Genomic DNA, 25,681 nt, shown 5'->3' with positions numbered 1-25,681 from the left:
AGTTTTATTAAAGAACAGACCTCTAAAAATACTTTCTGTTTCATAACTTCTTTATCTTCAACGATGAGAAACTTATATATAACCACTAGGTAGTATTAAATGGTGATGGTAATTAATAGATGGGTAATATTTGCTATATCTCTAATGATGATATTAATATTAGCCGCATTTATTTCCTACGCAAACACTATTTATGGGCCAGCACCCACACCCATGGTTTATACGACGTACGTAATAACCATGAACCTAACAGACTCAAGACCATCGATACAGTTTCTCAATGCAATCCTAAATAATTACCCATTAACCTACCGTGAGGACTCATTAATAATTAATACAACACCTGTTTGGGAAGTCACAGCAAATAGGGAGTTCACGCTATACATAATTAATGCCTCAGCTACCACTAACCAACAGGCAATTTTACTCAATGCAACGGCGATAACCAATAACACAGGCGGTATCTCATGGATGCTGAAAATTCCCTCATACCTGGTATATCCACAATCCATATACGCCAACTGGGATGTATTAATAACTGAGGACTTAAATGGGGGGGTAAAATACGTAGTCTTCGCCTTCGAGACAGGTAATGAAAGTCTTGCGCAGGTATTAAGTGGGTTAAGTACGGTTGGTGGTTACCTGATTGCCCTCAATGGTAAGCCGTATTACCTATGGAATTATTACTATGGCTATAACCCAGCCACGGGCGGCGCCGGTAAGTACTATGAAGTTAGCTTGCCTGGATTGAGTATATTCATGATGTGGGTTGGCCAGGGAGAGAATGCAAGTTCATGGCCAAGTGCAGGATTTCAGGAGGTTCTCCAAATCCTTAGTTATTCATTTAGTGAGTATGTAAATTCATCATTATTTATATACTCAACACTCAGCCCTAACATAACCATTGGTGAAATCACCAATTATGGATATACCATATATCAAAGGCCAAGGCTTGTACCATTTGGACCCATTATATATGTATCGCCAATAGTATTACTACCAAATGGTACATTAATAAATCCAACCTGCATACCAAATACCTATTACCTATTGCAGGTTAATTACGTTACACAGGGTGGTTATTCAATCCCTATCTATGAAACAAAGAACTACCCAATGGGACTATACCTACTTAACGAATCGCTACTCTTCGGAGGTTACTTACAGGCGTATGACTTTTTCAACAAGTCAGTGATACCAGTGACCCCCCCAGTACAGTATTTATCACCCATTTATCAATCACAGGTGAGCACAGTTTCATGGTGTAAATTACAGGTATTTCAAGTACTTGGTAATGGCGATATACTAAGTAACCAGACAATTAATGGCGTCATTAATAGTAATGATACAATAACCGTAAATAACATAGATATTAATAAAGTGAATGCTCAAAACACGATCTACATACTTAATGTACTTTCACATGCCATGAATGGCTTCCTCAAGCTACTAAGATTAATTGTGAGATAAAATATTTTCCCTGCGATACATTCACATAGATTAATCATTTATTCTTATGGTTTTCACGTGAAGTTTCTGTTCGATACTATTCAATGCCTTAAACAATAACGTGGTTATGTCAATCCTCTCCTTAACACTTAAGGCAGCAGCCGTTGCATGACCACCACCCTCGCCATTAAAGTACCGTGCCAGTTCATTGAAGATCTCAGCGAGCGATACCCTCTCCGCAATCCTCCTATTGCACCTACCAAATAGCCTTACTTCATTATCGTGTTCTGAGGCTACTAGTGCCACATCACAACCAGCCCTAATTAGGCATCTGCCAATGATGATTCATAAGCATTCACATTGCTTAAACACACAATATAGTCGCTAAACCTATAGGCCCTCATTCTCAATAAACCCTTAATACGGGCCATTTTCTCCGGAAAAGTCATCTCCTCAATCATTGCATTAACTATGTCCCTGTAATCCCTACCAGCCAACCTGAGTAACCAGGCCAATACCTCAAAGGTCTCAGGCCTAGCCCTACTCAGCCTGCCGCTATCGCTGAGAATACCACCAATGAGCAGGGTGGCAACCTCGCTACTTGGCTCGATGCCTAGTTCCCTAAATATTTGAGCAATAATCTCTGAGCAACTTGTGGCATCTGGATCAATAAAGGCAACTGTTGGTGCTATGTTATGTACCTCATGGTGATCAATAACCACCACAGGTCTATTGCCTATAATGTTTCTGAACTCATTCAATTGCGCATATGTACTAACATCAACTAGAAATACCAAACTTAATTCACCACAACTATCTAATCCTTGATAGTTAATGCCAAGTTTACTGATGAACGACTTAACCGAGTAGGACGGTCCCTCGGGAACCACAAGGAATGCATCATGACCAAGCCTATTAATTAACTCCCTGGTGGCCACCCCCCCACATGCATACGCATCTAGGTCAGCATGCCTATGTGTTATTATGCAGGCTCTTTGCGTACTCCTCAGCAATTCTCTCAATTTCTCCAGCTGGTAAACCAACCAATTCACCCCCCCTCCTAAACTTACCCATTAAATAATCCGCTATTTTAAATCCAAACTCAACGGCACTATTAATAATATCATCAAGATTCCCCATCAGCGGATTAGTCATCACATCAATACTTATCTCGAGTGTATAACTATTAGTATTAAATCCAACATCAATTACAACATCCTCAAGAAGTCTCTCAGGGAGTCTACGCATTAGGTACTTGTAAATCTCATCAGCGATAATATTAACGATTTCACCAAGAACATCATTATCAATGCTCATTGCACCTAACCACCATACTCTGTAACTTTACCCAAATAAATATAACTCCACATCCAGGGACACTCACAGAGTTACTTACTCATTTACTCAATACTTGTTGACACCGTGATGATCGATTTAAATGGGTAAATTCGCAGTTAATACACGTAACTGAAGTTTGGCAAGTGAATGGTTTGAGAGGTGCAAGCCAGCGCCGTTGGGTATAAACCACGTCAACGATACGGACATTCACAGTACAAAGCACAATAAAGCACCCAAAATCATGACCAATGACATAACGAACTCATCCAAACCCAGCTACAGAAGAACAAAGTTAAGAAGACAATGAGTAACTTAAGGGGGGGATTAAGGACCCGCGTGTTTAATCATTTCGTTGCCTGGAGCTTGGACAATGCCTCGTTTATCTGGGTTCTTAAGTCCTCGATCTGCTTCATAAGCATACTCTCCTGCCTCGATAGAGTCTTTATGTGAAGCTCGAGAAGTTCCTTCCTATCCTTAAGCTCCTGGAGTGCCTGATCCTTAGTCACCAAGACTAGGAAGGAACCAACGATCTTGTAAACCTTGCTCTCGGCGGGTATTTTCTCAATCTCTGAAATAGCCCTCTCAACTTCCTTAAGCTCACTCTCGAATTGCTGCTTCCTAACCCTGACACTATTTAACTGGTCCTGTAGTGCCTGAAGTTTCTCCAGGTCTGACTGTAACGATGGTGGTAATGAACTCATTAAGGCTCCATTGATATAAGCCTTAATAAATATTAATCCGCATGCTGACTATAGGTGGCTTTACCCTATACAGGGCATTAACTAAGTTCCTCAACCCTGAATATTAAGTATAGAGACTTCATAACTCCATTAACTAGGCTTCTTAAGCTCGTTAAGTCCCTAGCGCATGCAATTATAACCACGTCATCATTAATCACGTTAACGCTTACGTACCCCCTTCCAAATCTCATCTCCTTTTCGAGTGTTCTGAATGATTTAATTAGTAATTCTTTATCAACACCCTCTAACGTAAACACTGCTTTAAATTCGCACTCACTCAATCCTAATCACCCTAGGTCTTGTGTAAATAACGTCACTTATCCTAATGAAGGGACCGTAAGGACCCAGATCCCTACCATTTAGTATCTGTAGCTCATAATAATTATTGATCCTGTGAATTAGGAAAATCGAGTCATACATACCCCCCCTAATACTTTCGAAGTCATAAGCCTTATACTTGGTAACCCAAGGTACTCACTTAGCACATCCATAACCTCGGTATACTCCTTCAGAGATATTATAATTCCACTACTTGCCTTTAACCTACGAGTAACATTGACAGGCATATCCATCAATAACTTAACACCGAGGATCCTTATTAAATATGGCATTACCTCAATTACCCCCCCTTCCCTGACCCTTAGAAAGCGCATGAAACCTGGGTTGCCGCCCCCCCTAGAACCAATATAAAGTATCTTATTAGCCCCCCCCAAGCTTAATGCCTTACCCGCAATCTCAATGATTGATGACTTACCCCCCCTATTCACCTTAACCGCATTTGGAATAACCAACTCCAACTCATTGAGGAATTGCCTCATTCTAATACTGGCGTCTCTTGATGATGTTAATGCTATAAGCCCATTATGGCATTACTCACTTAGTGCCTTGCTTAGCCGCAGCCTCAGTAGCCAGTGTTTTACCCATTATTGTCTGCGGAATCCAGGCACCACCGGCGAAGGTATAACCACACTTGGGGGGGCACCTCCAGATTCCGAAGGCTATCCGCTCCATCCTAACCAGAGACTTACATCTTGGGCACCTGTGCTTACCTCTTTGTTTAACCTCTATTTGCAGAACCTTTCTCCTAACGCCCATGCCATACCTAGCGCCGTACCTCCCTGTAGGCCCTACAATCTTTGTATGGCTAAATGGCATCAAGGACCATAGCATTTAACAAAATAAAAGCATTTCTGTTAATGACACGCCTCATTAAATTATGGCGCCACCCTGCCCCCCCTGAGACACACTTGGTAATGGCTGTAACTCTACGTCTGAGTTCATGAATACCCTGAAGAGTAGGAGTATCTTCTCCCTATCCCTGCTCATCTCATCCCTATTCCTGTACATCCTCAATACTGTACCTCCCGAGTCCAATATAACGCCTATGAAGTTAACACCACTCACCTTATTTATCAGGTCTCTTGATGTTCTAATCCTTATCAACGGCATTAGGGGGGGCGAGTAGTGTATCGATACCTCGGCCTCATTACTAATGGACCTAATGAACACCGGTATTTCAGGTTTAACGTTCTGGGCCAGGGCTGGGGGGGGTATCGAGGCCATAAAACCTATTAAATTATTCAACATTAGTCTTAGATAATCGAGGGCATCATCCGCATTTGGTATCGAAAGCCTAATCTCCGAAACAAGGCCTATCCTAACTATTTCAGAAATCATCTTATCAATGACGCATCAGGATTTTATTAGTATTTCCGTATTTACTTGGCAAGGATTGGGAACCAAAAATTTAATAAGGTTATTGCTTTATAAACCAGAGTTCGTCTATGCATAGACTTAACGTAACTATAGAGTTCAAGAATGGTAACGAGAGAGATATAGAAATCGCCGTTAGTGACCTAGTGATCTTTGTCTGGTCTGGGAGGACTACGGACATTATTAAGAAGGAGGTTGAGGAGCTAAGTAGGATAGGCATTAGTGGGCCTAAGAACATACCCGAAATATACATATTACAGCCGTACTTAGTAACCACGAGCAACTACATTAGGAAGGTAAGTGACCTTCACAGTGGTGAGGTTGAGTATGTATTGTTAATTAAGAATGAGGATGAGATCTACGTAACAGTTGGTAGTGATCACACGGATAGGGAGGCCGAGAGATGCAGCATACTTGCTGGTAAGCACATGTATCCAAAGATCGTGGCCAGGAGGGCATGGCCACTTAGGGAGGTTGAGGATCACTGGGATGACTTGGTACTGAGGAGTTGGATACTTGAGGATGATAAGAAGACTCTATATCAGGAGGGCACCATGAAATTCCTACTTATGCCGGATAAACTCGTTGACTTGATACGCGAGGTCGTGCCAGACCTGAAAAATGTGGTTGTCTTCTCAGGCACAATACCAACAATAAAGGGTCAAATAAAGCCCAGTGGTTATTTTGAGATTGAACTTCATGACCCAGTACTCAATAGGTCTATTGATCATTATTATTGGATTGAGTGATGGATCGTCCAATGATGATGCTTGCAAGGTCTGATCCATGATGTGCTGGGCTAAGCTGATTATTTCAATTTCTCGTAATTAATATTAGCCGGTAGGTCGATTGACGATAACACACCGTAATTATCACATCCACTAAATATGTTCTTACTAAGTTCGTTGATTATTGCGTTTAAGTCGTCAAACTCATATACGAATATTGACACCGAGAAGTTATTAGCGACTACTGAATTTAACTCCCTAACGTAATTATTGAAGTCGAGCTCCTTACACCTATAGACAAGGACCCTCAGGGCACCACCAAAGCCTGCCCTCCTGATGGCTGTATTCATAAAGCCCTTAAACCTATCAAGTGTGTCATTGCATACATCCACAACAAGCGTTAAGCATGTTTTTTGTGTCTTCTTCACGGTAATTACGTAGAAACGACCCGCATTAATAAATATAATCCCTAGCGTGCCTCCTCAGTTATCTTAGCACTAACCTCTCTTGTTAATTCATCGTATATGGCCCTAAACACGCCAGTACTTGGCTCCTCAAAGCTATTAAGCACGACCCACGCATTGACCAGCGCCCTATACTCAAAACTAGTCATAATATCATTAAACCTATCAATCACGGGAAAGCCAGTATCCCTCAGGAATGCATAAAGTCTCACTAGATCGTCACGGCTTGCCTCCTTACCCCCCCCGAAGTTAATGGATCTACCACTGACGTGTCTCTCACCGCCACCAGGCATGACGACCTTTCCATAGGCTGCCTTAACCCTCCAGGTACTTGTGTCTGTGCTATCGATGTTTATGAACTTGAGTATTGGATTTATTACGGGAGAGCCGAGCCCAAGTACGTGAATGCACATACCAGTTTCCTGCTTGGTTCTGAGTAGGAACTTAATTGCCGACCTCCTTGAGTCCTTAGGCACACCCTTGCTGATTAGTACGTATGGTACTAAGCCACCTATTGCAATGCACTTGGGGTTGTAGTCCAGGTACTTAATTATATACTTAGTGATGACCTCGGTCCTCCAGTGATAATGAATCACCGGTAGTACATTATCGAACCTCCTAATTAAATACTCATAATTGTTAAGTGACTTTCTCAGTTTAGTCTCTAGATCGTGTTCATCATCGGTGGGGGGGCTTGGCGGATAGTCAAGGTTAAGGAAATATCTAATATCCCAGTACTGACTATAAACTTTGGCTAAGTCCTCAATGTTGGGTACCTTACCATGCCTTAGGAATTGAAAACCACCACTATCCATCCAAACCTCACCGTCATACTGTAGTACATTCTTTATAACGTGCTCTCTCCTACTACCTCTACTTCTCATAATATCAAATGCATTAACCATTATGGCTGGTACACGGAAATAAAGCCAGGGCTTGGGTCTCGAGTTCACCGGCGTGCCAAGGATTATACGCACAGTGGCCATTCACGGGAGTACAATAAAAGTTTTACCTGACCCTATTATACTCAAATTATACTTAAATTACACCTTAGTAATATTACCCCCCCTCGGTGTGAGCGATGGCGTCACACCTCCGTGTTCCGTTAACCTATCCCTAACCTTAACGGGTAATGGCATTGGTACGGCCAGCCCCGTCACCAAGGCATCATCCTCATTGAGCACCCTAACTTCCCAGAGATCCTCATCAGAGACGAACTCCACGATATTTCTAACATACTTAAGATCAACTGGATTTATTATCCTCTTAAAGACCTGAGTCAAGCACTGGCTTAATACGTCGGGGGGGTGCACCTTAGATGGCCTTTGACTAATTATGCATAGTCCAACGCCGAATTTACGGCCCTCCCTAGCTATCTTTATTAGTGTTGACGTGCTTAGTGATGAGCCAACTGATGGTGCATAGTTGTGAGCCTCTTCAACAACTATGAAGATAGGCTTATCCCTCCTCATTATTGATAACCTAAATATGTTATTCAGGATTAGGGCTACGAGGGCTTGTTGATCTATCAGGTCCAAACCACTGAGGTCTAATACGTGGATTCCATACTCCATTAGGTCCTTAATGTCCAGGAGCCTTATTGGTTCATTGCCATAGAATTCGCCTGGCCTTGTTATGAAGAATGGCCTATTCTCCACGAGCATCTTAACCTTGGTCAGTAATGTAGATAGAGCCAGCTCATTACCATAACCTCTAACAACCTTACTACCACTCTTCTCTAAATCACTCAAAAATTCATCAATACTCGTTAATTCATTATCAACCCCCCCCATGTATTGCCAAGCCTCCTCAAGAATCCTCCTTTGGGCATCGGTGAGTCCATAATAGTGGTCTAGTAACCCCCTCCATGAGCCTTAGTGATAGTGACCTCGGATTAATACCAAACCTCACATACCTCCTCTCAACGCCAAACCTAGCCCTGAAATAGTCATCAAGGCTTGCGGTATCTACCTTACCCGGCACGTATACCCTGACAAGGCTGGCCACGTACTTAGCATCATCACTTAAGGACTTGGGAACCTGCATCGCCGAGTACTCACCGTGTGGGTCAATGATTATTATCGGTACTTCCACCCTTAATGCCAATTCCTCAATAATAACACCGGCAAGCCAGGATTTACCACCACCCGTGGCGGCTAATATCGCGCAGTGATGTGACACTAATTTATTGGCATCCAGCTCGGCGGGTATCGACAATGACCTAACACTACCAATGACCAGCCTAACACCATCATTATCAGGCCTAAGCAACCTACCTAACTCGCTCTCTGTTGGTAGGTATACGAAGTCCATGGGCTTTGGAGGCTTCAGTGGCTTGGAGAACCGTGTGCCAACTCTATAACCAATTACCGATGCCCTGGCCAGGGTTGATTGTGCGATGTATTGAATGTCTATTCCGTAGTCCCTGAAGGTGTTTATAACGTCCTCACTACCTAACTGGGCGATGACCCTATCATCCACTAGGTAATTATGCCTAATGACCCTGGTCACCCTTGCGAGTATTGGGCCATTGGCCCTACTTTCGTAATTATCCAGGGTTACGAATGTGCCAACGTTTATCCTATCCTCAACATTATCAAATACCCTAAACCAAAAAGCCCTGGGACTTTGTGCCTTAATTACGACACCAATCCTCACATTACTAATGGGCACTGTCTAGGCTTTATTGTTATTAAATAAAATAAGGAGTGGCGAAGTCTGTGTTAAATTAATTGAACATGTTATTCCTTAATTACTTTAGCATGGATTTTGAAATAAAGTTTTTAATGTAATAATTAATCATTGCCAAATGTGGCGATTAAAGACTACGTAGTATTAATGAAGCCCAGAGTCATTTGGCTACTTGTACTCGCCGCGATAGCTGGGTACATATTCGCGGCGGCGCCGAGCGTAAGCGTAACCTACATAGGTGAATTGACCATTGTTGGGTTATTAAGCACGGGTGGTTCTGCTGTGTTCAACATGTACTATGAGAGGGATATTGATGCTAAAATGGGTAGGACTAGGAATAGGCCGATACCCGCAGGTCGGGTGAGCCCAGGCAATGCATTAGTTGAGTCCCTGGTCCTATCAATCCTTGGCTTCACCCTATCATACGTGTGGCTTGGCCTGTGGCCCACAATCTTCGTAGTGCTTGGCTGGTTCCTCTACGCAATAATCTATACGGTACTCCTGAAGTGCAGGAGCTGGAGTAATATCCTAATTGGCGGTGTGGCTGGTAATGCGGCTCTACTGGCCGGGTGGACTATAGCGAGGCCCCCCCTGGACCTTGAAGCTTCCTACTATCCATGGCCATATACCTATGGATACCCGCGCACATATGGAGTCTAGTGATTAGGGCCAAGGATGACTACTCAAGAACCTGCATTAAGATGCTGCCTCTCGAGATGAGTGAGGAAAGGGCATGATCATGGTGGCACTACTTAATGTATTCTCGAATATATACATGCTATTCCTCTACATACTCATACTCAAGAACCTCATTGGATTAGTGATACTACTCATTACGGCAGCCTGGAGTAGTTACTACAGCGTTAAGGCCATAATTAAACCCAGCAGAGAGGTGTTCTGGCAAATGTTCAAGCGAGCTCGCCCGTACTGACTGTCTTCCTAATAATCGGTATGGCACTATCACTCATTAAATGAGGAATTTAACCAAGTCACTTCTAAATTCCCTAATCAGTCGACTGTAATTAAGCCATAGACTCCCCCCCGTTAGCAATGAAGCGTTCACGTAATTAATCGCCTCATTAACGTCCGAAAACCTCCTCACATTAACCCCCATGCCATTCCTAACAGCCTCCCTCGCCTGCCAAATGCCGACGGGAACCTTATATTCCGGCGTTACCTCCCTAATCGCTATCGCCGATGCCTGCCTACCAACCCTATTGAGGTACTCAAGGACACCAAGCCTAATTGCATAAAACGCACCACCCGTACTCTCTGCATACCCCCCCTTCATGCCTCTCGTCCTCTCGTAGTCTACGAATACCCTGGGCGAGCTACCGCCCCCCCTATTCCATACCGAGCCGGGCATCTTCAACTCAATGAGTTCATACCTCCAGGGACCTGGCATAAGCATTACAAAGTACCTATTCCCCCCCATGTACTCCATCTCGTGAACCTCCACCTGCCCAACCTCGTCATACTCAATAACCTTATCCCTAAGGTGACCACCAATTATTGAGTCAACCGCCGTTATAGACCACCTGGTTGGAACCAACCTCCTAAACCTCCTATCACCCAACAACCCAACTGCAAAGATACGCTGTATGCGGGACACAGGTATTGAACCACGGTATAATTCAACGACTGCGTCCTAGCATCCACATCATAATCATTTACCAACCTCTCAACAATTCTCTCGGCGCTAACATTAGACGTTATTCTCAAATCCCTTAACTCACCAACATTACCAAGCGGCGCGTGGTAATCATCAGCCAACGCCCTAAGCACTAACCTCCTCAACCTAACCTCAACATCAACTGGGTTACGCCCAATGCTTAACTCCTGAATCTTATCAACTATGGAATTATTGAATGACCTAACCGAGACCTTAATCCTACTAAGTACTATCCTAGACCTAAGCTTAACAATATCCCACTGTGCGAAACCATGCCTAAACCACTCCTCTGGGTTGTCAAGTATTGATGCATCAATACTACCATCATTGATTAATGCGCCAACATTAATGTGGGGATAATTCATAGAACCAACGAAGTTCCCAGGCGGTGACAAGCCATTAAGCTCATTACCCACACTACGCCAAAGCCTAAATTCTCTCCAGAATTCAGGCGGTAATTCGCTAAATCTAACCATTGCCTATATTTAATAATCCTGGAAAATTAAATAAATTTGCTGTTAAATAAGGAGTGCTGAGTGAAGAATTCATTTGAATGCTTTTATAATTATTAATATTTATTTACATGCTAATTAATGTAATAATAAATAATGAATTTTTAAGTGTAAAAATAAGTGCATTAAATGCATCCATATGTTGGTTTATATATTGTAATCAAGTGAATGAGATTGGTGATTGAGAATGGCAGGTCTCTTTATGGATCCACTGGACATCTGGCTAATGATACTTGGAATAACACTAATAACCGCAGCGTATGGCGTCTTCATGAACTTCATTAGGAGACCTAGAATAGCCGCTGATGGATCTAGGGCAGAAACTGTGGAAAGAATTCAGGGGGGGGTTACTGCCTGTATTAATATAAATAAGTGCTTAAGCATCTTTTTCATAAGTGTTGGAATCTACGCACTAATCACCGGTCTTTGGGCTACAATGACTTGGCCTCTTCCAAGTTCGTACAACCTGGTCTTTTCTGACGCTTGGCCAATATTTGGCTTAGTAACATTAATGCTTGGCTTAGCCATGTACGTAGGTGCGGACTTGAGGTACCTGGCGTTACCCATAGCATTGTTTAGCATACCGGTTATTGTTTATGGTGTTGATATACTGGTACATGGGTTAACCACGGAGCCTTTATTCGCGAGTGCCATGTACATACTGCTTGGGCTTGCCATGCTCATTAGTCCAGGCGCCATGCTGCCTAGGAATAATGCGGGTAAGTACGTGGGTGTCCTTGTCATGGTCTTACTAATACTATCCGGCATCCTGGCATTCTTCATAGGCATAAGCGCCACGTTTGAACACACGCTAATTTGGTCTAAGTGGGTTCCCTGGTACGGCGTGTCAGGCTGATGATTAATAACGATCCCATTTTAAAATTAAAAGTTTAATTTTCCTCCCTATAACCGTTTAAGTTGGTGAGGATAAGGGCTGCTGCCTGATGAGTGATGATTGGGAAGAGTACTGAGACTAGGTTATTACGCTTGCAGGTCTCATGCTTAGGTACTTAGGCATTGTAAGTGGTCTCCTTGGATAGCCCTTGATCTCCTCCTCAATCCTGCTGATGAGTTCGTCAACGCTCATATCAACGGGCTTCTGAGCACCTCTAATCCTGACGCTCAGTTTACCGGTCTTAACCTCCCTATCACCAACCACCACGATGAAGGGCACCCAGAAGGTCTCTGCATCCCTGACCCTCTTTGACAGTGTCTCGTCAAACCTATCATCAATGTCAACCCTAATCATCCTATCCTCAAGTTTCGAGGCAATGTCATTTGCGAAGGTTAGGTGCTCCTTACTAATTGGTATCACCCTAACCTGTATTGGCGATACCCATGTTGGTAGCCTCGGAACCTCACCCCCTGGACTCAGCGATTGCCGCAGTGTCGAGGAGCGCATATATGTATCTCTCAACGCTACCTATTATCGCCGTATGTATAATCACTGGGTACCTAACCTCCCCCATTCTCATCCCTATACTTAATACCAAACCTCTGGGCATTACCAACATCGAATTGGAACGTGGCTATCTCCCTCGGCCTCCTCAACTCATCAACTATGTGGAACTCAACATTGAGGACCCAGTAATACTTCTGTTCCGGCATTATCCTGACGAGTATCGGCTTACCCTCACGCCTAGCTAACTCGATTAGGTAATCCCTATGCTCATCATAGAACTGCTTAGTTACGTTGTACAGGCTCACGTAATCCCTACCCAACTTCCTAATCTCCCTAAATATTATTTCATGAAGCTTCAGGGCAACCTCCATGGCGTTCTTGAGGTCCCTCGTGAATATGTGAAGGTCCGGCATATAGAACCTCCTGAGCCTAAAGCATAGTACTGTCTCGCCAGGTTGCTCATACCTATAACTATCGGCAACCTCGAGCATGCCAATTGGTATATCCCTATAGCTCAGCACCCAATCCCTAATCATTGCGAATTGCTGGAAGCAGGCGGCGTACCTCATTATTATCTCGTCCTTATCACCCTCGATTGTGTACATCCTCTCGTTGAATAACCTGGCATGTTCATCAATTGCCCTCTCGCCGCGCCTAAACATGTTGGTGCCCCCTAATCTTAAACACGGGTATGCCAAGCTCATTGGCTAGCCTCCATGCGTAATCCTCAACGAGCTCCATCATCAGCGTGGCCGCTGGTCCATACCTCATGTGGCCCACGTCACTCATGGGCTCCCATTCAAAGCCGAACTTACGGCAGTAATCAATGTACCTGGGCTCCTTACCACCCTCAAGCTCCCTCTTCAGAACCTCCTTCTCAACCAATGCCTTTAGGTCATCCTCACCCGGCTTAAATGAATACTTCGTTGCATCATACTCCTCACCATTCGGCGTTAACACTACGTAATAGTCCCTACTGACTACCTGCTGCACCGCCTGGGCACTGGCTATGTTTGGACTAAGGGACTTGCTTAATTCCGATAGGGGATGCCCATAGCACTTAATGTCAAATGCCTTGTAGTAACCAAAGGGCGCCCTTGACACAGGGACCGGCGACTTCTCCCTCAACTTATTGTAAACCGCAAGCAACACACCCAATGCCTTGCTCGGCTTGGCTAGGTTGGGGCTTAGGTGCGCGTATGGGTAGAGAACTACTTGCGAGGCCTTGACCTTATTAAGTACGTCCAGTATCTCATCAGCCACGTAATCCACGTAATTAGGATCATCGGTATCGTTCTCCTCAACGCTCATAAACACCACAAGCGCATTCTTCGCGGAGCCTCTCTCAAGTTCCGGTGTTAATGGTTCTGGGTTTTCAACGGCCTTATCCCTAACCTGGTATGAGAAGTCCTCTGCATGTATGAATAATAATCTCATCAATCTACGGCATAAATAACTAATATTAATTTATTTAGGTGCATTAGTACAGCTGAGGCGCATTCTCTATTACCTAGGACTTAAATAATTGCCTCAATTAATTTACTCGATTTAAACCTAACGATGGGGCCTTATAAAATATGTATGCATAACTTTAAAAGGTGATGTGTTTTTCATGGATACAAATAATGCAAGGCGTAGTACCAATGCATATAGGCGTTATACCTGATGGGAATAGGAGGTGGGCCAGGAGGGTTGGCTTGCCAATAACTGAGGCGTATAGAATTGGGTCAGACAAGGTTGAGGAGTTTCTAAATTGGTCGCTGGATTTTGGTATAAAGATTGTCACTGTATATGTACTATCCACAGAGAACTTCCTCAGAAGGTCTAAGTTAGAGTTGGACCTGCTGTATAGGTTATTAAAGGAGAAATTGATTAAGGTTAGGAGGGATGAGAGGATTCACAGGAATAGGGTCAGGGTTAGGGTCATCGGCAGAACTTGGTTACTTCCTGAAGATGTCCGTAGGGAAATAGAACTCACCGAGGAGACTACGGCAGATTACTCGGATCACTACCTAAACCTTGCGGTGGTTTATGGCGGTAGGCAGGAAATAATCGACGCCGTTAGGAAGCTATTTGCTGACTATAATAGTGGTAAGTTGAGTATTAGTGACCTTAATGAGGAAACGCTCTTTAAGTACCTCTATGTTGGTGATGAACCCTATCCAGAGCCAGACCTAATAATCAGGACTGGTGGAGAATATAGAATAAGTAACTTCCTACTCTATGAAACGGCATATTCAGAGCTTTACATCCTAAATAAGTATTGGCCTGAAATAACCAAGGAGGACCTTAAGCAGGCACTTGATGATTATGCAAGGAGGGAGAGGAGATTCGGTAGATAATTCCTACCTTAAAAGAGAGAGTACATTGACCACTGGGATGGCTCCATCCCTTGTTATTATGAATGTATCCTCAACCTGAGATACTAAGCCTTTACCATGCTCAATCAATACTGGGTAACCGTAAATGTAGTCCTTTATATACAACTCATTTATTACGTTACCAACACCTTCACCAAACCTAGCCACGAGCCACCTAGGTGTAAATGGTAATGGCCCGATTTCATTACTTATGTATGAAAGTACGTCATAATGGGGGATCCCTAGGGCTTGGATTCTTAAGTAGATGGTAAATAGTGACTTGCGGCCCATCATCCACATAACCAGCGCCATTTGTTGAGAACGGCTCCACTGCATATACCTCACCCTCAATTATCCTCTGCCTATCACCATTATCGTAATTGGGGGGGATTGACTTACCCGCATGGAGCACGTACCTCCGTATTAAATGACCGCTTAAGTTCTTAATTGGCTTGAATCCAAAGGACCTTATGGCCCTCTCTATCTGGGCACCAATTGACGTCAATGTGGCTCCAGGCTTCATGCTTAATTGCGCAGCCTCCAGCGCCTTCATTGATGCCTTAATTAATTGGCTATACATTGGGTTGAAGGCAACAGTTACCGCAGTATCCACTATGTAACCATCAATGTGAGCGCCAAGGTCTATCTTAACCACAGCGCCCTTTGGAATTACGGACTTATCGCTTATTGTGGCTGTGTAGTGGGCGGCAACCTCGTTAATACTTACATTAACGGGAAAGGCAGGTTTCGCACCGCTCTGCCTAATTCTATTCTCAACCTTTTCACAGAGTTCAAGTATTGGTATTCCAGGCTCTGCTATGGACATGGCATAATTAAGGGCGTCCCTGGCAATAGCACCAAGCCTCTCATAAATTTTTAGTAGTTCCGTGGACACGCGGTATATGCCGAACTGTCTCCTTTAAATAACCTTGCCCTATTAGTTAATTAGTTTTGCCAAGAGAAACTATTTTAACCTAGTTTAATCTTGAAGTACTTGGTGTCGTAATGGGAGCCTTAACCATAGTAGCTAAGTATTTGATAATCGCAAACGTGGAGGTTCAAGGAACGGTGGAGAAATACGACATAATAGGCGCATTGTTCAGCCAAACAGAGGGCCTGTTGGGTAATGAACTTGATTTGAGGGAACTTCAAATGAATGGGAGGATTGGCAGGATAGAGGTTGAGACGGAGTATAAGGGTGATAGGACCGTTGGTAAGGTCTACATACCGTCGAACCTCGATAGGTATGAGACCGCCCTCGTTGCAGCGATGATAGAGACCGTGGATAAAGTAGGGCCTTACAACGCGAAGGTTCAAGTAGTCGAGATTAAGGATTTGAGGGAGGAAAAGAGGAAGAAGATCTTTGATAGAGCTAGGGAACTCCTCAAGCTTGTTGAGCATGAGGCTTTACCCGACACTAAGGAGTTAATTACAAAGTTCCTGGAGAACATTAGGGAGACCGAGGTTGTTGAGTACGGTCCGGAGAAACTACCTGCAGGGCCTGAAGTTGAGAGGGCCGACACGATAATAATCGTTGAGGGTAGGGCCGACGTACTTAACCTGGTTAAGCACGGTTTCAAGAATGTGATAGGCCTTGGAGGCTCGAGTGGCGGTATACCAAAGACCGTTATTGAGTTGAGTAAGAAGAAGACAACTATAGCCTTCGTGGATGGAGATAGGGGGGTGGCGAAATGCTGCTTAAGGAGTTACTTAAGTATGCGGATATTGACTACATAGCAAAGGCACCACCAGGTAAGGAGGTTGAGCAATTAACGGCTAAGGAAATAACGAAAGCCCTCAGGAATAAGGTACCTGCTGAGGAATACTTAGCAAGTCTTGAGAAGAAGGAAAGAAAGCTAATTGAGGAGGCTAGGCAGGCACAATCGCAGTCGCAGCAGGAGATACCACAGGCGCAGGCCATAGAAGTTCCTGTCCAGGAACAAGCGCAACAGGCTGAGAAGATACAGATAATACCGCAGCCACAGCCAGTGCAATCGGCACCGCCAACAGCAGCGCCAGTAACGCCTCAGCAATCACCGCCTCAGTCTCAACAGCCAAGTCCTGAATTACCCCCCCAATTACCTCCAAATGTTATTGATGAGATGAGAAAACTTGGGGGGGAACACTGGAGGCCATTATATACGATGATCACTGGACGGAGATTAAGAGGATACCCGTGAGGGACCTCGTAGACACACTACAGCAACTATCTAATGCCTATGCCGTAATATTTGATGGAGTTTGCACACAACGCCTTGTTGATGTTGCATCAGGCAAAGGCGTTAAGTTATTAATAATGTCTAGGGTGGGTAATATAACGAAGGTACCCACCGACATGCTAATACTAACAATAGACGAATACCTAAGTAAGGTAGGAACAAGCATCAAGTAAACCTAGTGAAATACTTTAAAAATCATCATATTTCCATTAACTCAGTAATTCAATGCCTAACAATCTTTCTCACGAGAAATAATCCAAGATTGACCTACCCGCTTTACCCTCCATAAGCTGTGACTCCTTAACTCCCAAAACCTCGAGTATCCTCATTGCGGCAGGGACTATCTGCTTCTCAACATAGTAATCAACATCAATCTCCCTAATATCCTTAACAAGTATGTACGGCTTAACCTTATAGGCCAGCTTGGCGCCACCGCCCTTAACAACCACGTAACCAATCATGTCACCCTTACCAACCTTATAACCAGCCTCTACCAACTGCTTAGCCGCCGCGACATGAGGCGTTAAAACCTTGTACTCATTCAATGACTTGTCAAGCGTCTTCCAAATAATTACATCATCTATATCGAATTGATAGGCCTTAACCTTATCAATCACAGACTTAACGTAAGAAACCGCCTTACTAACATCACCCGTGGTCAATACTATCTCCGCGACACTTTCCTGAACACCCTTAGCAATCTCGGCCCAATCACCCCCCCTAACGGCCTCAAAACCGACAATGTCTATCTCACCATCAATTGTCAAACCAACATACCTCTTCTTAGCCTCAGTAAACAAAACCCTCCTATACACCTTATCAACCTTAACCTCAAAGCCAAGCTCATTATTTATGTAGTTGATTAATGCATCAACCTTATCACTAATGTTCCTAACGAATAAGCTATCGGTATCGCCGTAGATTATTGGTAGGCCCAGGGACCTGGCCTTCTCAATAACGGTCTTAAGCAGGTTCCTACCCCCCCATGCGGTGACGGCCTCAGCCACCTCACGCCTATACCACCTAGCCCCCCCAACCAACCGCAGTACCCATACATGGCATTAGCATGATCTTAAGCGCCCTCTGTCTCTCATTAAGTAGAACCCACTCAGGGCTGTCCTCAGGGTACTTCTTCATTAAATCCCTCACCCTACGCCTACCCTCAACAAGGATCCTAAGTAAGCCAGAGTATAACCCCCCCTCAGGCGACTTCTTGAACTTATAATTAACCTCAGGCGCCACGTAGCAGTCCCCCCCGCAATCCCCCCCAAGCACCAGTGTGTCTGGCGAGACGTTATACTTCATCATTATGCTTGGGTACATACTGGAGAAGTCTATCACGCTATGTTCTCATGAAGCCCAGGCCTCGGCTCAAGCACGACGGCGCCCTTATAAGTCTCGTATGGCCTCTCCTCACGGTTAGGAGCCAACTCACCCCCCCTCTTGACCGCCTCGTAAAATATCATCCACTCAACCCTAGCACCAACACTGGCCGCACCAACCTGATCCAGCGGAAGCCCTGATATTGAGGACAACTGGATTGCGAATGGAAGCAGCTTCTCCGCCAGTCCGTAAGTACTGACCACGTCATCCCTGGCATACTTAAGAAGCAATTCACGCTTATTCTTGTCATCCCAATACTCATGTATCCTGTGGCCAGGTATTAAGACGCGCTCGCTCCTCCTCATTATTCCGAAGAACTCGGCTGCTCGGTCCAGGCTCTTCACCTTTATCTCGCTAATCTCCTCAATGAAGTTGTACAGGTCAACATTTGCCCTACCTATTATTGACCAGTGACCATACACACTCGGCTCGGGTGGATTACCCATCCTAGATAGGGTCAGCCTAACACCCACCCTTGAAGACCTATTGACTAGGTAAGGCCAATCAAAGCCATTATTATTATAACCAACCACTATGTCTGGGTCATACTTCCTGAAGTAATCCAGGAACTCCCTAATTATCTTAGCGTCATTCCTATTATCATCAGCCACAAACATCTTAACGCCATCCTCCTTAGTCATTGTCGATATTATTATTACGGGGGGGTCCCTATCAGGGTTGGGCATACCCCTTGGGTTATAAACCTCGATGTCGAAGGCAAGCACCTTAAAGCCGGGTAACTTATGCTCCTCAATCATCCTAGGTCTAGTCTTGGCGAGACATACCAGGTCAACCTGGTAATTACCCTTAACCTCCTCACACTGATCAACAACAACCCAATTACTCGGCTTAACACCCATGTCCAGCAGGTACCTCTGCGAGAACCTAATGTCAGCCTCAAGCACATCCTCAACGCCTGGAACCTCGGCAGCGAGTTCCCTAAGCTCCCTAACCTTCTCAGGTATTGTTGCAGTAACCTTAATGGCATCAACTTCATTACCAAACAACCTGCGCTTAACAACCTCCACATTCAATACCCTACCCTCCAACTTACGCTTAACGTTGTTTAACACAGCATTAGTATCACCTGAAGGTAATACATAGAAGTACGGCCTAAACGACCTATCCAAAACAAGGACCCTTTTGCCATTATCTGCAATACCGAATAACCTTAACTCCGGCGTATTACCAGCAATGCCATATGTGACGTCTAATAACCAAAATGTTAATTCCATTATTTAATAGGTTGAGAAGCAATATGTTAAACTTACTCTTCATGAAGTTTAACCATCAGCCTGGTAGGCAAACGCAAAGGCACTTATATAGGTAGTCTCGGGTCCTCCTTAATTACCTTGGCTACTATAAGGGTTGAGGTCCTCTCAACCTCCTCCATATTCATTATCTGCTCAAGTATCCTAAGAATCTCATCCTTACCACTAGCCCTAACCTGAAGCACGAAGTCCCACTCACCAAATATGTAGTAGACTGTCGTCACACCGCCAATACTCGCCAACTTCTGACCAACCTTCTCATGATAGCCAGGGCCATACTTGGCCTTAACGAGTATCACAGCCACGTAATCCTTACCCATCTTCTCAGGGCTTAGCTTGGCATGGCAGCCGAGTATTATGCCGAGTCTCTCGAGTTTCTTAATTCTGTAATAAACAGTTGATTTCGAAATCTTCAATTTATTAGCCATTTCATCGAGTGTTACCCTGCAGTCATCCTGCAACATCTTTAAAATCTCAATATCAGTCTGGTCTATCTCCTCGGTTATTGACATCAATGAACTATTACTGAACCTATTTAAAAAACATTCGCTTGTTATAAAAATGTTCATATCGCACATAACTACTTTACATAATTATCTTTCTCACGCACCTATCTAAAGACTAATTAATCACCATGATGGACATATATACGTAAATAATTCATGCACTTTTAAACCCTGAAAAAATATGAACGCCGTTAATTAGCCAATGAATTAAGCAAAGAAAAATGCTTTTATATCAGTTACCAACGTCTGCCAACAAAGAGGTCTTCTTGGTGATGAAATATGTCAAGCAAGCAAACTCCCGGATTAAGTAGGGATGAAACGGATGAAAGAATAAAGCAAGCATTATATTACCTAACAAGGGTTGTCCAGGACATGGGCATACCCAGAAATATCAGGAGGGCTGCCAGCGAAGCCGTTAGGGTTTTAATGGACCCGGGCATGAGCCCAGGCCTTAAGGCTTCAACGGTCATCAGCATACTCGAGGAGGCATTGGCAGACCCAAACATGCCACTTTTTAGTAGGGTTATTTTCTGGCAGGTTATTTCATTACTTGAACAGATTAGGGATTGACACGGATTCAGGCTAGGTCTTCTAATAAGTTCTTTATTAGTCCCTTGCCATACAAAGTCTCTATCATTAATCTGGTGCTTGCTATGATCTCCTTGGCCCTATTGTACTCATCCTTCCAAGTCAATGACCTCCTGGAAACACCCTGTTCTGCAGCCTTTACAGCAACAGCAGCGGCAACCCTCGGGTAGAAGTCCCACTCCTCCATTGTTGGCAATATCTTATCCTCGCTTAATCTATCACCGACAAAATTCGCGATCTCCTGCGCGGCGGCAATAATCATCTCATCAGTTATTGTTCTAACCCTAGCATCCAATGCGCCCCCCCTAAAAACTCCTGGGAATACCAGGGAATTATTGACCTGATTGGGGGGGAAGTCGCTCCTACCTGTCGCCACGACCTTAGCACCGGCCTCCTTAGCCTCCCAAGGCCAGATCTCCGGTATTGGGTTCGCTAGAGCAAAGACTATTGGGTCCTTATTCATCGCCCTAATCCACTCCTTCTTAATCACGCCCGGCCCCTGGACTGAGGCGGCAACAACCGCATCAACGCCAACGAGCGCCTCCTTAATACCACCCCCCCTCCTTCTCTCGGCGTTGGTCTTTATCGCCAATTCGTACTTCCACGGATTGGTGAGCATTAACTTATCCATATCCTCCCTCTCCGGGTGCAGTATTCCCTTACTATCAACGAGAATTATATTGCCTGGTTTAACCCCCCCGTACTTAATCAAGATTCTCGCCGCCGCTATGTTTGAGGCACCAGCGCCAATAAATACTATCGTTGAGTCCTCAAGCTTCTTACCAACAATCTTAAAGGCGTTTATTAAGCCAGCCAGTATTGCTCCGGCTGTTCCCTGTTGGTCATCATGCCAGATGGCTATCTTTAGCTCCTCCCTTAATTTATCAAGTACGTAGAAGCACTTAGGTGACTCAATATCCTCAAGGTTTATACCACCGAAGGCGGGTTCTATGGCCTTTGCAACACTAACAATGTCATCCTGAGTCCTCGCCCTAATGGGTAATGGTACAGCATCGACACCACCAAGGTACTTGAAGAGGAGCGACTTGCCTTCCATGACGGGCATTGCTGCCTCAGGACCAACATTGCCAAGCCCAAGAACTCTACTGCCGTCTGTCAGTATTGCAATTGCATTCCACCTCCATGTATACTCAAAGGATTTATCAACGTCTGCATTTATTTCCTTAGAAACCGCGGCGACACCGGGCGTATACCATATAGAGAAATCACCTAATTTCCTAACTGGTACCTTGGGTAATACCATTATCTTTCCTCCATACCTCCTTGATGCCTCAATCGCCACCTTAAACCATTTACTTGATTCCTCACTCATCGGGTTAATGTAAAAATTGAGGATTTATATTAATTTCTGAAGATAAATTCGGCAACTGACAAGTATAGAAATTATAAGATAAGAATTCAGTTGAGTATAATATTATTAATGAACTTAGCCCTTAATAACATGAATATTTTCCTTAGGTATCACAAGCAGGACCTTATCGCCAGGTTTAAGGGCCTTTACAGACAATGCAGTAATCACTAGGTCACTACCCACTGAAATTAGTAATTGATAACCAAGCCTAACTCTAACCACCTCATTAACAATACCCTCAAACACGTTTTGCCCCCCCTTAGTATCAACATCATTATCTACAACAACCTTGATCCACTCAGGCCTAATACAAACATAAACTTCACCATTAATATTCCCATCAATACTTAGCCCTACCTCTCCATTAAGCCTTACAAAACCATTCTCTGCAACGCCCCTAATGACATTTTGAAAACCAAGGAACCTAGCCGTGAACACATTACTTGGCCTATTAAATACCTGCTCAGGGTCTCCCTCCTCTATTACCTTGCCCTCATTCATAATGTACACCCTATCAGCCAATGAGTACGCCTCATCCCAATCATGAGTTACGTGAATCACGGTAATACCATATCTCTTGGGTAACTCCCTGAGCATTAATATTATCCTATCCCTGGTCTCCCTATCAAGCATTGAGAGAGGCTCATCCAGCAATAAGACCTTTGGCTTAATAACGAGGGCCCTAGCCAACGCAACCCTCTGCTGCTCACCACCGCTTAGGTTAACGGCTCTCCTACTAAGTAGGTACTCAATACCCAGGTCCTTGGCAATCTCCATAATAAGCCTACGCCTCTCCGGCTTGGGAATGCCCTTGAACCTAAGCCCATACTCAATATTCTCGTAAACAGTCATGTGGTCAAAAATCGCATAACCCTGAGGTACATAGGACACGTTACGAGTCTCTGGTGGTTCCCTAGACACGTCAATGCCATCAATCACCACACTACCCTCACTAACCTTATAAATACCCGCTATCGTCTTAAGTAACGTACTCTTACCTGATCCCGTGGGTCCAAGAATTACGTTATACGTCTCGCGTTCAAAAGCCGTGCTTATTGGACCTAGGGTGAAGTATCTAAGCCGCACAATTACACTCCTTAATTCAACCATACCAGGCATTACCACCACCCAAGCTAACCAGGACCCTATAGATTATGAATATCACGAGCATGACCGCGACAAGCGCTGCCGAAAACTCCACAGCATTAACCAAGCCAATACCCACGTAGCTCTCGTATATGTATACCGAGGCTGGGTAAACAAGGTTCTTACCAAATAACACGTAATAAGCAACAATGAATAGGGCACCGGCTTCCGAGACTGACCTAGCCCACGATAATAAGGCGCCTGTTGCCATTGACCTCCAAATCCTGGGGGGGAGTATGATTGACGTGAAGACCCTTAATGGGCTAGCCCCTAGGGTCCTCGCAACAGCCTCCATTTCAGGGCTTATCATCCTAATCGATGCCTCAACAACCCTAATGTAGTATGTCGATGAGAGAAAGGCGACCGCAGTCGTGGCGCCCCAAAGGGTATTTATGAAGTTAATGCCGTGAGCCTTTAGGAACGGGCCAAGACCGTAGTAGGAAGCGAAGGCTAGCACTACCATTATCCCAACGATTATGTGGGGGGGTATCATTATTGGTATATCGATCACGGCATCCACAATGCTCTTTAGGTGAAAGTCGTACCTAGCCATTACGTAGGCTATTGGCGTCCCCCCCATAATTATCGCTATTATTGCCGATAACGTCGACATGACCACCGTCACCTCAATCGCCTGTAAAAAACTAACCACGGAGAGAGCCTTCGGTATCATTGGGAAGCCCAGGACTATGAGTAGGGCCAGTGGGTATATTATGAGAATTGAGAATATGAGTATTGAGATTAGTAGGATTAGGATGATGGGTATGTTCATTTTTAATGAATTCATGCCATTAACTCCCTTAGCCTGGCTTGGGAATATGGATGCATACTGCGGGTACTGGCTTAACGGCGCAACAAAGGGTTTAATTGCATTAGGCACAGCGCTGTAATTACCATAGACTATACCGGGTATTATGGGTACAATACCATTCTCCTCAAGTATGTTCTGACCAATTGGGCTATAGAGCAGTAGTAGGAAGTATTCAGCTGCTTGTTTATTCGGTGCCTGGAACGGTATCGTTATTGTATAAACAACGGGGGGGTTGCACGCGAAGGTCTTCGTGACACCACCCTCAGACCAGGTGACATTAACCTGGTGGTAGTAATCGACATAGCTCAGGTTGCCGAGGTTTATGAATGGCGGTAGTGTTATGAATACGGTATTATGGTACGTCTGCGTCTGCGGTATTGCATTGCTCTCATAGGCCGAGAGTATGAAGTCCACCTGCCCAGAGGTCATTAGCGTTAGTAGGTCTATCTCTGTATTCCTCATCACGTACTTACTTGGATTTCCATATATTGCGTCGTATAGGTATGAGGCATTGTTAAAGAATGCCAAGCCAGCTAACTTAACGACACACTGCGCCTGGTAGCCGGAGGGGTCTGTGAATGGGTTTGAAACGCCAACAACGGTGCTTGAGTTAAGGGCTATTATCTGCCAAATCTTCTGCCAGGTCTCGTTATATTGAGCGGACATTGGTGGGTATGACTGGGCCTGCTGCCATAGTTGATAGACCTCCTGACCAGCCGTGGTGTTTAGGTTGACTATTATGACCATTTGCGTAATTCCAAAGGCTATCTCATAATTAGTGTAGTTGGGGAATAATACGGAGGGTATTGTCGTTGTATCCGCAGAAGCCACAACACTGAATTGCTGGGTAGTTGCCTCTGTATGGGCAATCTCACCACTACCCTTGAACATGGCTGGGGCTATGGTTATGCCTGGGTAAAGGCTCTGCATGATGTTGAGAATATCCGTAAACGCGAACTTCAGGGTGCCGGCGGCGCCGACTGCGAAGGGCGCGGTTGATGTCGTGGTAGTCGTAGTAGTGACTGGGGGGTGGTCACATTTGTAGTAGTTGCGTTAATGTACTTAGTAACAACCTTAGGTGGCATAACCGCATAACCAATTACCACACCAATTACAAGACCTATTATTAAACCAACGACTAACCAAACGGTTGTACTCGCCATACAACTATTTCGTATTTCCCCTATATTAAAGTTTTATTAATTATCTGATAATTGATAATTAACATTCAATTTAATAATTTTATTCAGGCGGTATTTCGGCATAGGCCATGGATATGTCAATACCAAACCTCCTCATATTAACATAACGTGATA

General features: G+C 44.4%; 26 protein-coding genes and 5 pseudogenes. 9 read left to right on the top strand and 22 right to left on the bottom strand.

The features are described from left to right. Window positions 1-144: 144 nt before the first annotated feature. Window positions 145-1,470, top strand: a complete 1,326-nt coding sequence (locus JCM11216_RS04585) for a hypothetical protein (RefSeq protein ID WP_243675183.1) — start codon at window positions 145-147, stop codon at window positions 1,468-1,470. A gap of 30 nt (window positions 1,471-1,500) precedes the next feature. Here the strand turns inward: JCM11216_RS04585 and JCM11216_RS16370 are convergent, their stop codons facing one another. From JCM11216_RS16370 to JCM11216_RS04550, 9 genes are all read right to left on the bottom strand, one after another. Continuing rightward, on the bottom strand, window positions 1,501-1,755 hold the full coding sequence (locus JCM11216_RS16370; protein ID WP_243675182.1) for a DHH family phosphoesterase: 255 nt from the start codon (window positions 1,753-1,755) through the stop codon (window positions 1,501-1,503). Between the two features lie 17 nt (window positions 1,756-1,772). Next, complete coding sequence (locus JCM11216_RS04580) at window positions 1,773-2,492, bottom strand: DHH family phosphoesterase (RefSeq protein ID WP_243675181.1); 720 nt, start codon at window positions 2,490-2,492, stop codon at window positions 1,773-1,775. Further along, window positions 2,422-2,766: a DUF3194 domain-containing protein gene (locus tag JCM11216_RS04575; RefSeq protein ID WP_054853439.1), complete on the bottom strand. Its 345-nt coding sequence runs from the start codon at window positions 2,764-2,766 to the stop codon at window positions 2,422-2,424. Before JCM11216_RS04575 ends, JCM11216_RS04580 begins: the two co-directional genes overlap by 71 nt. A 365-nt stretch (window positions 2,767-3,131) precedes the next feature. Then, entirely contained in the window at window positions 3,132-3,488 is a 357-nt protein-coding gene (locus tag JCM11216_RS04570) for a prefoldin subunit beta (protein WP_054853438.1), read from the bottom strand. Window positions 3,489-3,565: 77 nt separating this feature from the next. After that, window positions 3,566-3,808, bottom strand: coding sequence for a KEOPS complex subunit Pcc1 (locus JCM11216_RS04565; protein WP_243675180.1), 243 nt, complete (start codon window positions 3,806-3,808; stop codon window positions 3,566-3,568). Beyond that, complete coding sequence (locus tag JCM11216_RS16365; protein ID WP_243675179.1) at window positions 3,801-3,947, bottom strand: hypothetical protein; 147 nt, start codon at window positions 3,945-3,947, stop codon at window positions 3,801-3,803. The genes JCM11216_RS04565 and JCM11216_RS16365 overlap by 8 nt, the downstream gene beginning before the upstream one ends. Continuing rightward, window positions 3,926-4,345: a ribosomal biogenesis protein gene (locus JCM11216_RS04560; RefSeq protein WP_243675178.1), complete on the bottom strand. Its 420-nt coding sequence runs from the start codon at window positions 4,343-4,345 to the stop codon at window positions 3,926-3,928. The genes JCM11216_RS16365 and JCM11216_RS04560 overlap by 22 nt, the downstream gene beginning before the upstream one ends. 55 nt (window positions 4,346-4,400) lie before the next feature. After that, window positions 4,401-4,682 (bottom strand): 50S ribosomal protein L37ae, encoded by a 282-nt coding sequence (locus tag JCM11216_RS04555; protein WP_054853436.1) that lies wholly within the window; start codon window positions 4,680-4,682, stop codon window positions 4,401-4,403. A 54-nt stretch (window positions 4,683-4,736) separates the two neighbouring features. Next, a complete protein-coding gene (locus JCM11216_RS04550) occupies window positions 4,737-5,204 on the bottom strand; it encodes a hypothetical protein (protein WP_054853435.1) in 468 nt (155 codons plus the stop codon). Window positions 5,205-5,311: 107 nt separating this feature from the next. Between JCM11216_RS04550 and JCM11216_RS04545 the strand changes: the two genes are divergently transcribed. Further along, a complete protein-coding gene (locus JCM11216_RS04545) occupies window positions 5,312-5,989 on the top strand; it encodes a DUF2848 family protein (protein WP_054853434.1) in 678 nt (225 codons plus the stop codon). A 59-nt stretch (window positions 5,990-6,048) separates the two neighbouring features. Here JCM11216_RS04545 and JCM11216_RS04540 read toward each other — a convergent pair whose 3' ends face one another. The 3 genes and pseudogenes from JCM11216_RS04540 to JCM11216_RS04530 all read right to left on the bottom strand — a co-directional run bounded on the left by JCM11216_RS04540 (window position 6,049) and on the right by JCM11216_RS04530 (window position 8,745). Further along, a complete protein-coding gene (locus JCM11216_RS04540) occupies window positions 6,049-6,396 on the bottom strand; it encodes a hypothetical protein (RefSeq protein WP_243675177.1) in 348 nt (115 codons plus the stop codon). A gap of 41 nt (window positions 6,397-6,437) precedes the next feature. Beyond that, window positions 6,438-7,418, bottom strand: a complete 981-nt coding sequence (locus JCM11216_RS04535) for a hypothetical protein (protein ID WP_243675176.1) — start codon at window positions 7,416-7,418, stop codon at window positions 6,438-6,440. 57 nt (window positions 7,419-7,475) lie between these two features. Then, window positions 7,476-8,745, bottom strand: a pseudogene (locus tag JCM11216_RS04530) (ATP-binding protein). Between the two features lie 498 nt (window positions 8,746-9,243). Between JCM11216_RS04530 and JCM11216_RS16360 the strand changes: the two are divergent. Together JCM11216_RS16360 and JCM11216_RS16355 are read left to right on the top strand one after the other, a co-directional pair. Further along, the gene (locus JCM11216_RS16360; protein WP_243675175.1) at window positions 9,244-9,783 is read left to right on the top strand and encodes a protoheme IX farnesyltransferase; all 540 of its coding nucleotides are present in this window, start codon (window positions 9,244-9,246) and stop codon (window positions 9,781-9,783) included. 73 nt (window positions 9,784-9,856) lie between these two features. Further along, window positions 9,857-10,054 (top strand): hypothetical protein, encoded by a 198-nt coding sequence (locus JCM11216_RS16355; protein WP_243675174.1) that lies wholly within the window; start codon window positions 9,857-9,859, stop codon window positions 10,052-10,054. Window positions 10,055-10,090: 36 nt separating this feature from the next. Here JCM11216_RS16355 and JCM11216_RS16350 read toward each other — a convergent pair whose 3' ends face one another. Next, window positions 10,091-10,414 carry a hypothetical protein gene (locus JCM11216_RS16350; RefSeq protein WP_243675242.1) on the bottom strand — a complete coding sequence of 108 codons (324 nt, stop codon included), beginning with the start codon at window positions 10,412-10,414 and terminating at the stop codon, window positions 10,091-10,093. Window positions 10,415-10,528: 114 nt separating this feature from the next. Continuing rightward, window positions 10,529-11,160: pseudogene (locus JCM11216_RS16345) on the bottom strand (hypothetical protein); the annotation flags it as partial. Window positions 11,161-11,494: 334 nt separating this feature from the next. Here JCM11216_RS16345 and JCM11216_RS04515 point away from each other — a divergent pair. After that, complete coding sequence (locus tag JCM11216_RS04515; RefSeq protein ID WP_054853433.1) at window positions 11,495-12,163, top strand: DUF981 domain-containing protein; 669 nt, start codon at window positions 11,495-11,497, stop codon at window positions 12,161-12,163. 117 nt (window positions 12,164-12,280) lie between these two features. On the opposite strand, the pseudogene JCM11216_RS04510 reads toward JCM11216_RS04515, so the two are convergent. Next, window positions 12,281-14,146, bottom strand: a pseudogene (locus tag JCM11216_RS04510) (threonine--tRNA ligase). A 188-nt stretch (window positions 14,147-14,334) separates the two neighbouring features. Between JCM11216_RS04510 and uppS the strand changes: the two are divergent. Beyond that, window positions 14,335-15,051: a polyprenyl diphosphate synthase gene (uppS, locus tag JCM11216_RS04505; protein WP_054853432.1), complete on the top strand. Its 717-nt coding sequence runs from the start codon at window positions 14,335-14,337 to the stop codon at window positions 15,049-15,051. 3 nt (window positions 15,052-15,054) lie between these two features. On the opposite strand, the gene JCM11216_RS16340 is transcribed toward uppS, so the two are convergent. Together JCM11216_RS16340 and map are read right to left on the bottom strand one after the other, a co-directional pair. Continuing rightward, entirely contained in the window at window positions 15,055-15,237 is a 183-nt protein-coding gene (locus JCM11216_RS16340; protein ID WP_243675173.1) for a hypothetical protein, read from the bottom strand. A gap of 58 nt (window positions 15,238-15,295) precedes the next feature. Next, a complete protein-coding gene (gene map, locus JCM11216_RS04500; RefSeq protein WP_243675172.1) occupies window positions 15,296-15,964 on the bottom strand; it encodes a type II methionyl aminopeptidase in 669 nt (222 codons plus the stop codon). Window positions 15,965-16,074: 110 nt separating this feature from the next. On the opposite strand from map, the pseudogene dnaG reads away from it, so the two are divergent. Both dnaG and JCM11216_RS16330 read left to right on the top strand, forming a co-directional pair. Continuing rightward, window positions 16,075-16,901: pseudogene (gene dnaG / locus JCM11216_RS16335) on the top strand (DNA primase DnaG); the annotation flags it as partial. Between the two features lie 344 nt (window positions 16,902-17,245). After that, the gene (locus JCM11216_RS16330) at window positions 17,246-17,461 is read left to right on the top strand and encodes a hypothetical protein (RefSeq protein WP_243675171.1); all 216 of its coding nucleotides are present in this window, start codon (window positions 17,246-17,248) and stop codon (window positions 17,459-17,461) included. A gap of 69 nt (window positions 17,462-17,530) precedes the next feature. On the opposite strand, the pseudogene JCM11216_RS04490 reads toward JCM11216_RS16330, so the two are convergent. Beyond that, a pseudogene (locus JCM11216_RS04490) lies at window positions 17,531-19,906 on the bottom strand (DNA polymerase II). A gap of 83 nt (window positions 19,907-19,989) precedes the next feature. Next, a complete protein-coding gene (locus tag JCM11216_RS04485) occupies window positions 19,990-20,454 on the bottom strand; it encodes an Lrp/AsnC family transcriptional regulator (RefSeq protein WP_054853431.1) in 465 nt (154 codons plus the stop codon). A gap of 273 nt (window positions 20,455-20,727) precedes the next feature. Between JCM11216_RS04485 and JCM11216_RS04480 the strand changes: the two genes are divergently transcribed. Beyond that, window positions 20,728-21,018 carry a UPF0147 family protein gene (locus JCM11216_RS04480; protein ID WP_054853430.1) on the top strand — a complete coding sequence of 97 codons (291 nt, stop codon included), beginning with the start codon at window positions 20,728-20,730 and terminating at the stop codon, window positions 21,016-21,018. Between the two features lie 7 nt (window positions 21,019-21,025). Here the strand turns inward: JCM11216_RS04480 and JCM11216_RS04475 are convergent, their stop codons facing one another. The 3 genes from JCM11216_RS04475 to JCM11216_RS16325 all read right to left on the bottom strand — a co-directional run bounded on the left by JCM11216_RS04475 (window position 21,026) and on the right by JCM11216_RS16325 (window position 25,295). Continuing rightward, window positions 21,026-22,369 (bottom strand): NADP-dependent malic enzyme, encoded by a 1,344-nt coding sequence (locus JCM11216_RS04475; protein WP_054853429.1) that lies wholly within the window; start codon window positions 22,367-22,369, stop codon window positions 21,026-21,028. Between the two features lie 114 nt (window positions 22,370-22,483). Next, a complete protein-coding gene (locus JCM11216_RS04470; RefSeq protein WP_054853520.1) occupies window positions 22,484-23,527 on the bottom strand; it encodes an ABC transporter ATP-binding protein in 1,044 nt (347 codons plus the stop codon). Further along, window positions 23,511-25,295: a substrate-binding domain-containing protein gene (locus JCM11216_RS16325; protein WP_243675170.1), complete on the bottom strand. Its 1,785-nt coding sequence runs from the start codon at window positions 25,293-25,295 to the stop codon at window positions 23,511-23,513. The genes JCM11216_RS04470 and JCM11216_RS16325 overlap by 17 nt, the downstream gene beginning before the upstream one ends. Window positions 25,296-25,681 lie beyond the last annotated feature (386 nt).

It is taken from the genome of Vulcanisaeta distributa JCM 11216, from assembly GCF_001315985.1.
Classification (GTDB): domain Archaea; phylum Thermoproteota; class Thermoprotei; order Thermoproteales; family Thermocladiaceae; genus Vulcanisaeta; species Vulcanisaeta distributa_E.
The sequence above is the reverse complement of the archived record's forward strand: the minus strand, read 5'-3'. Positions and strand labels throughout refer to the sequence as shown.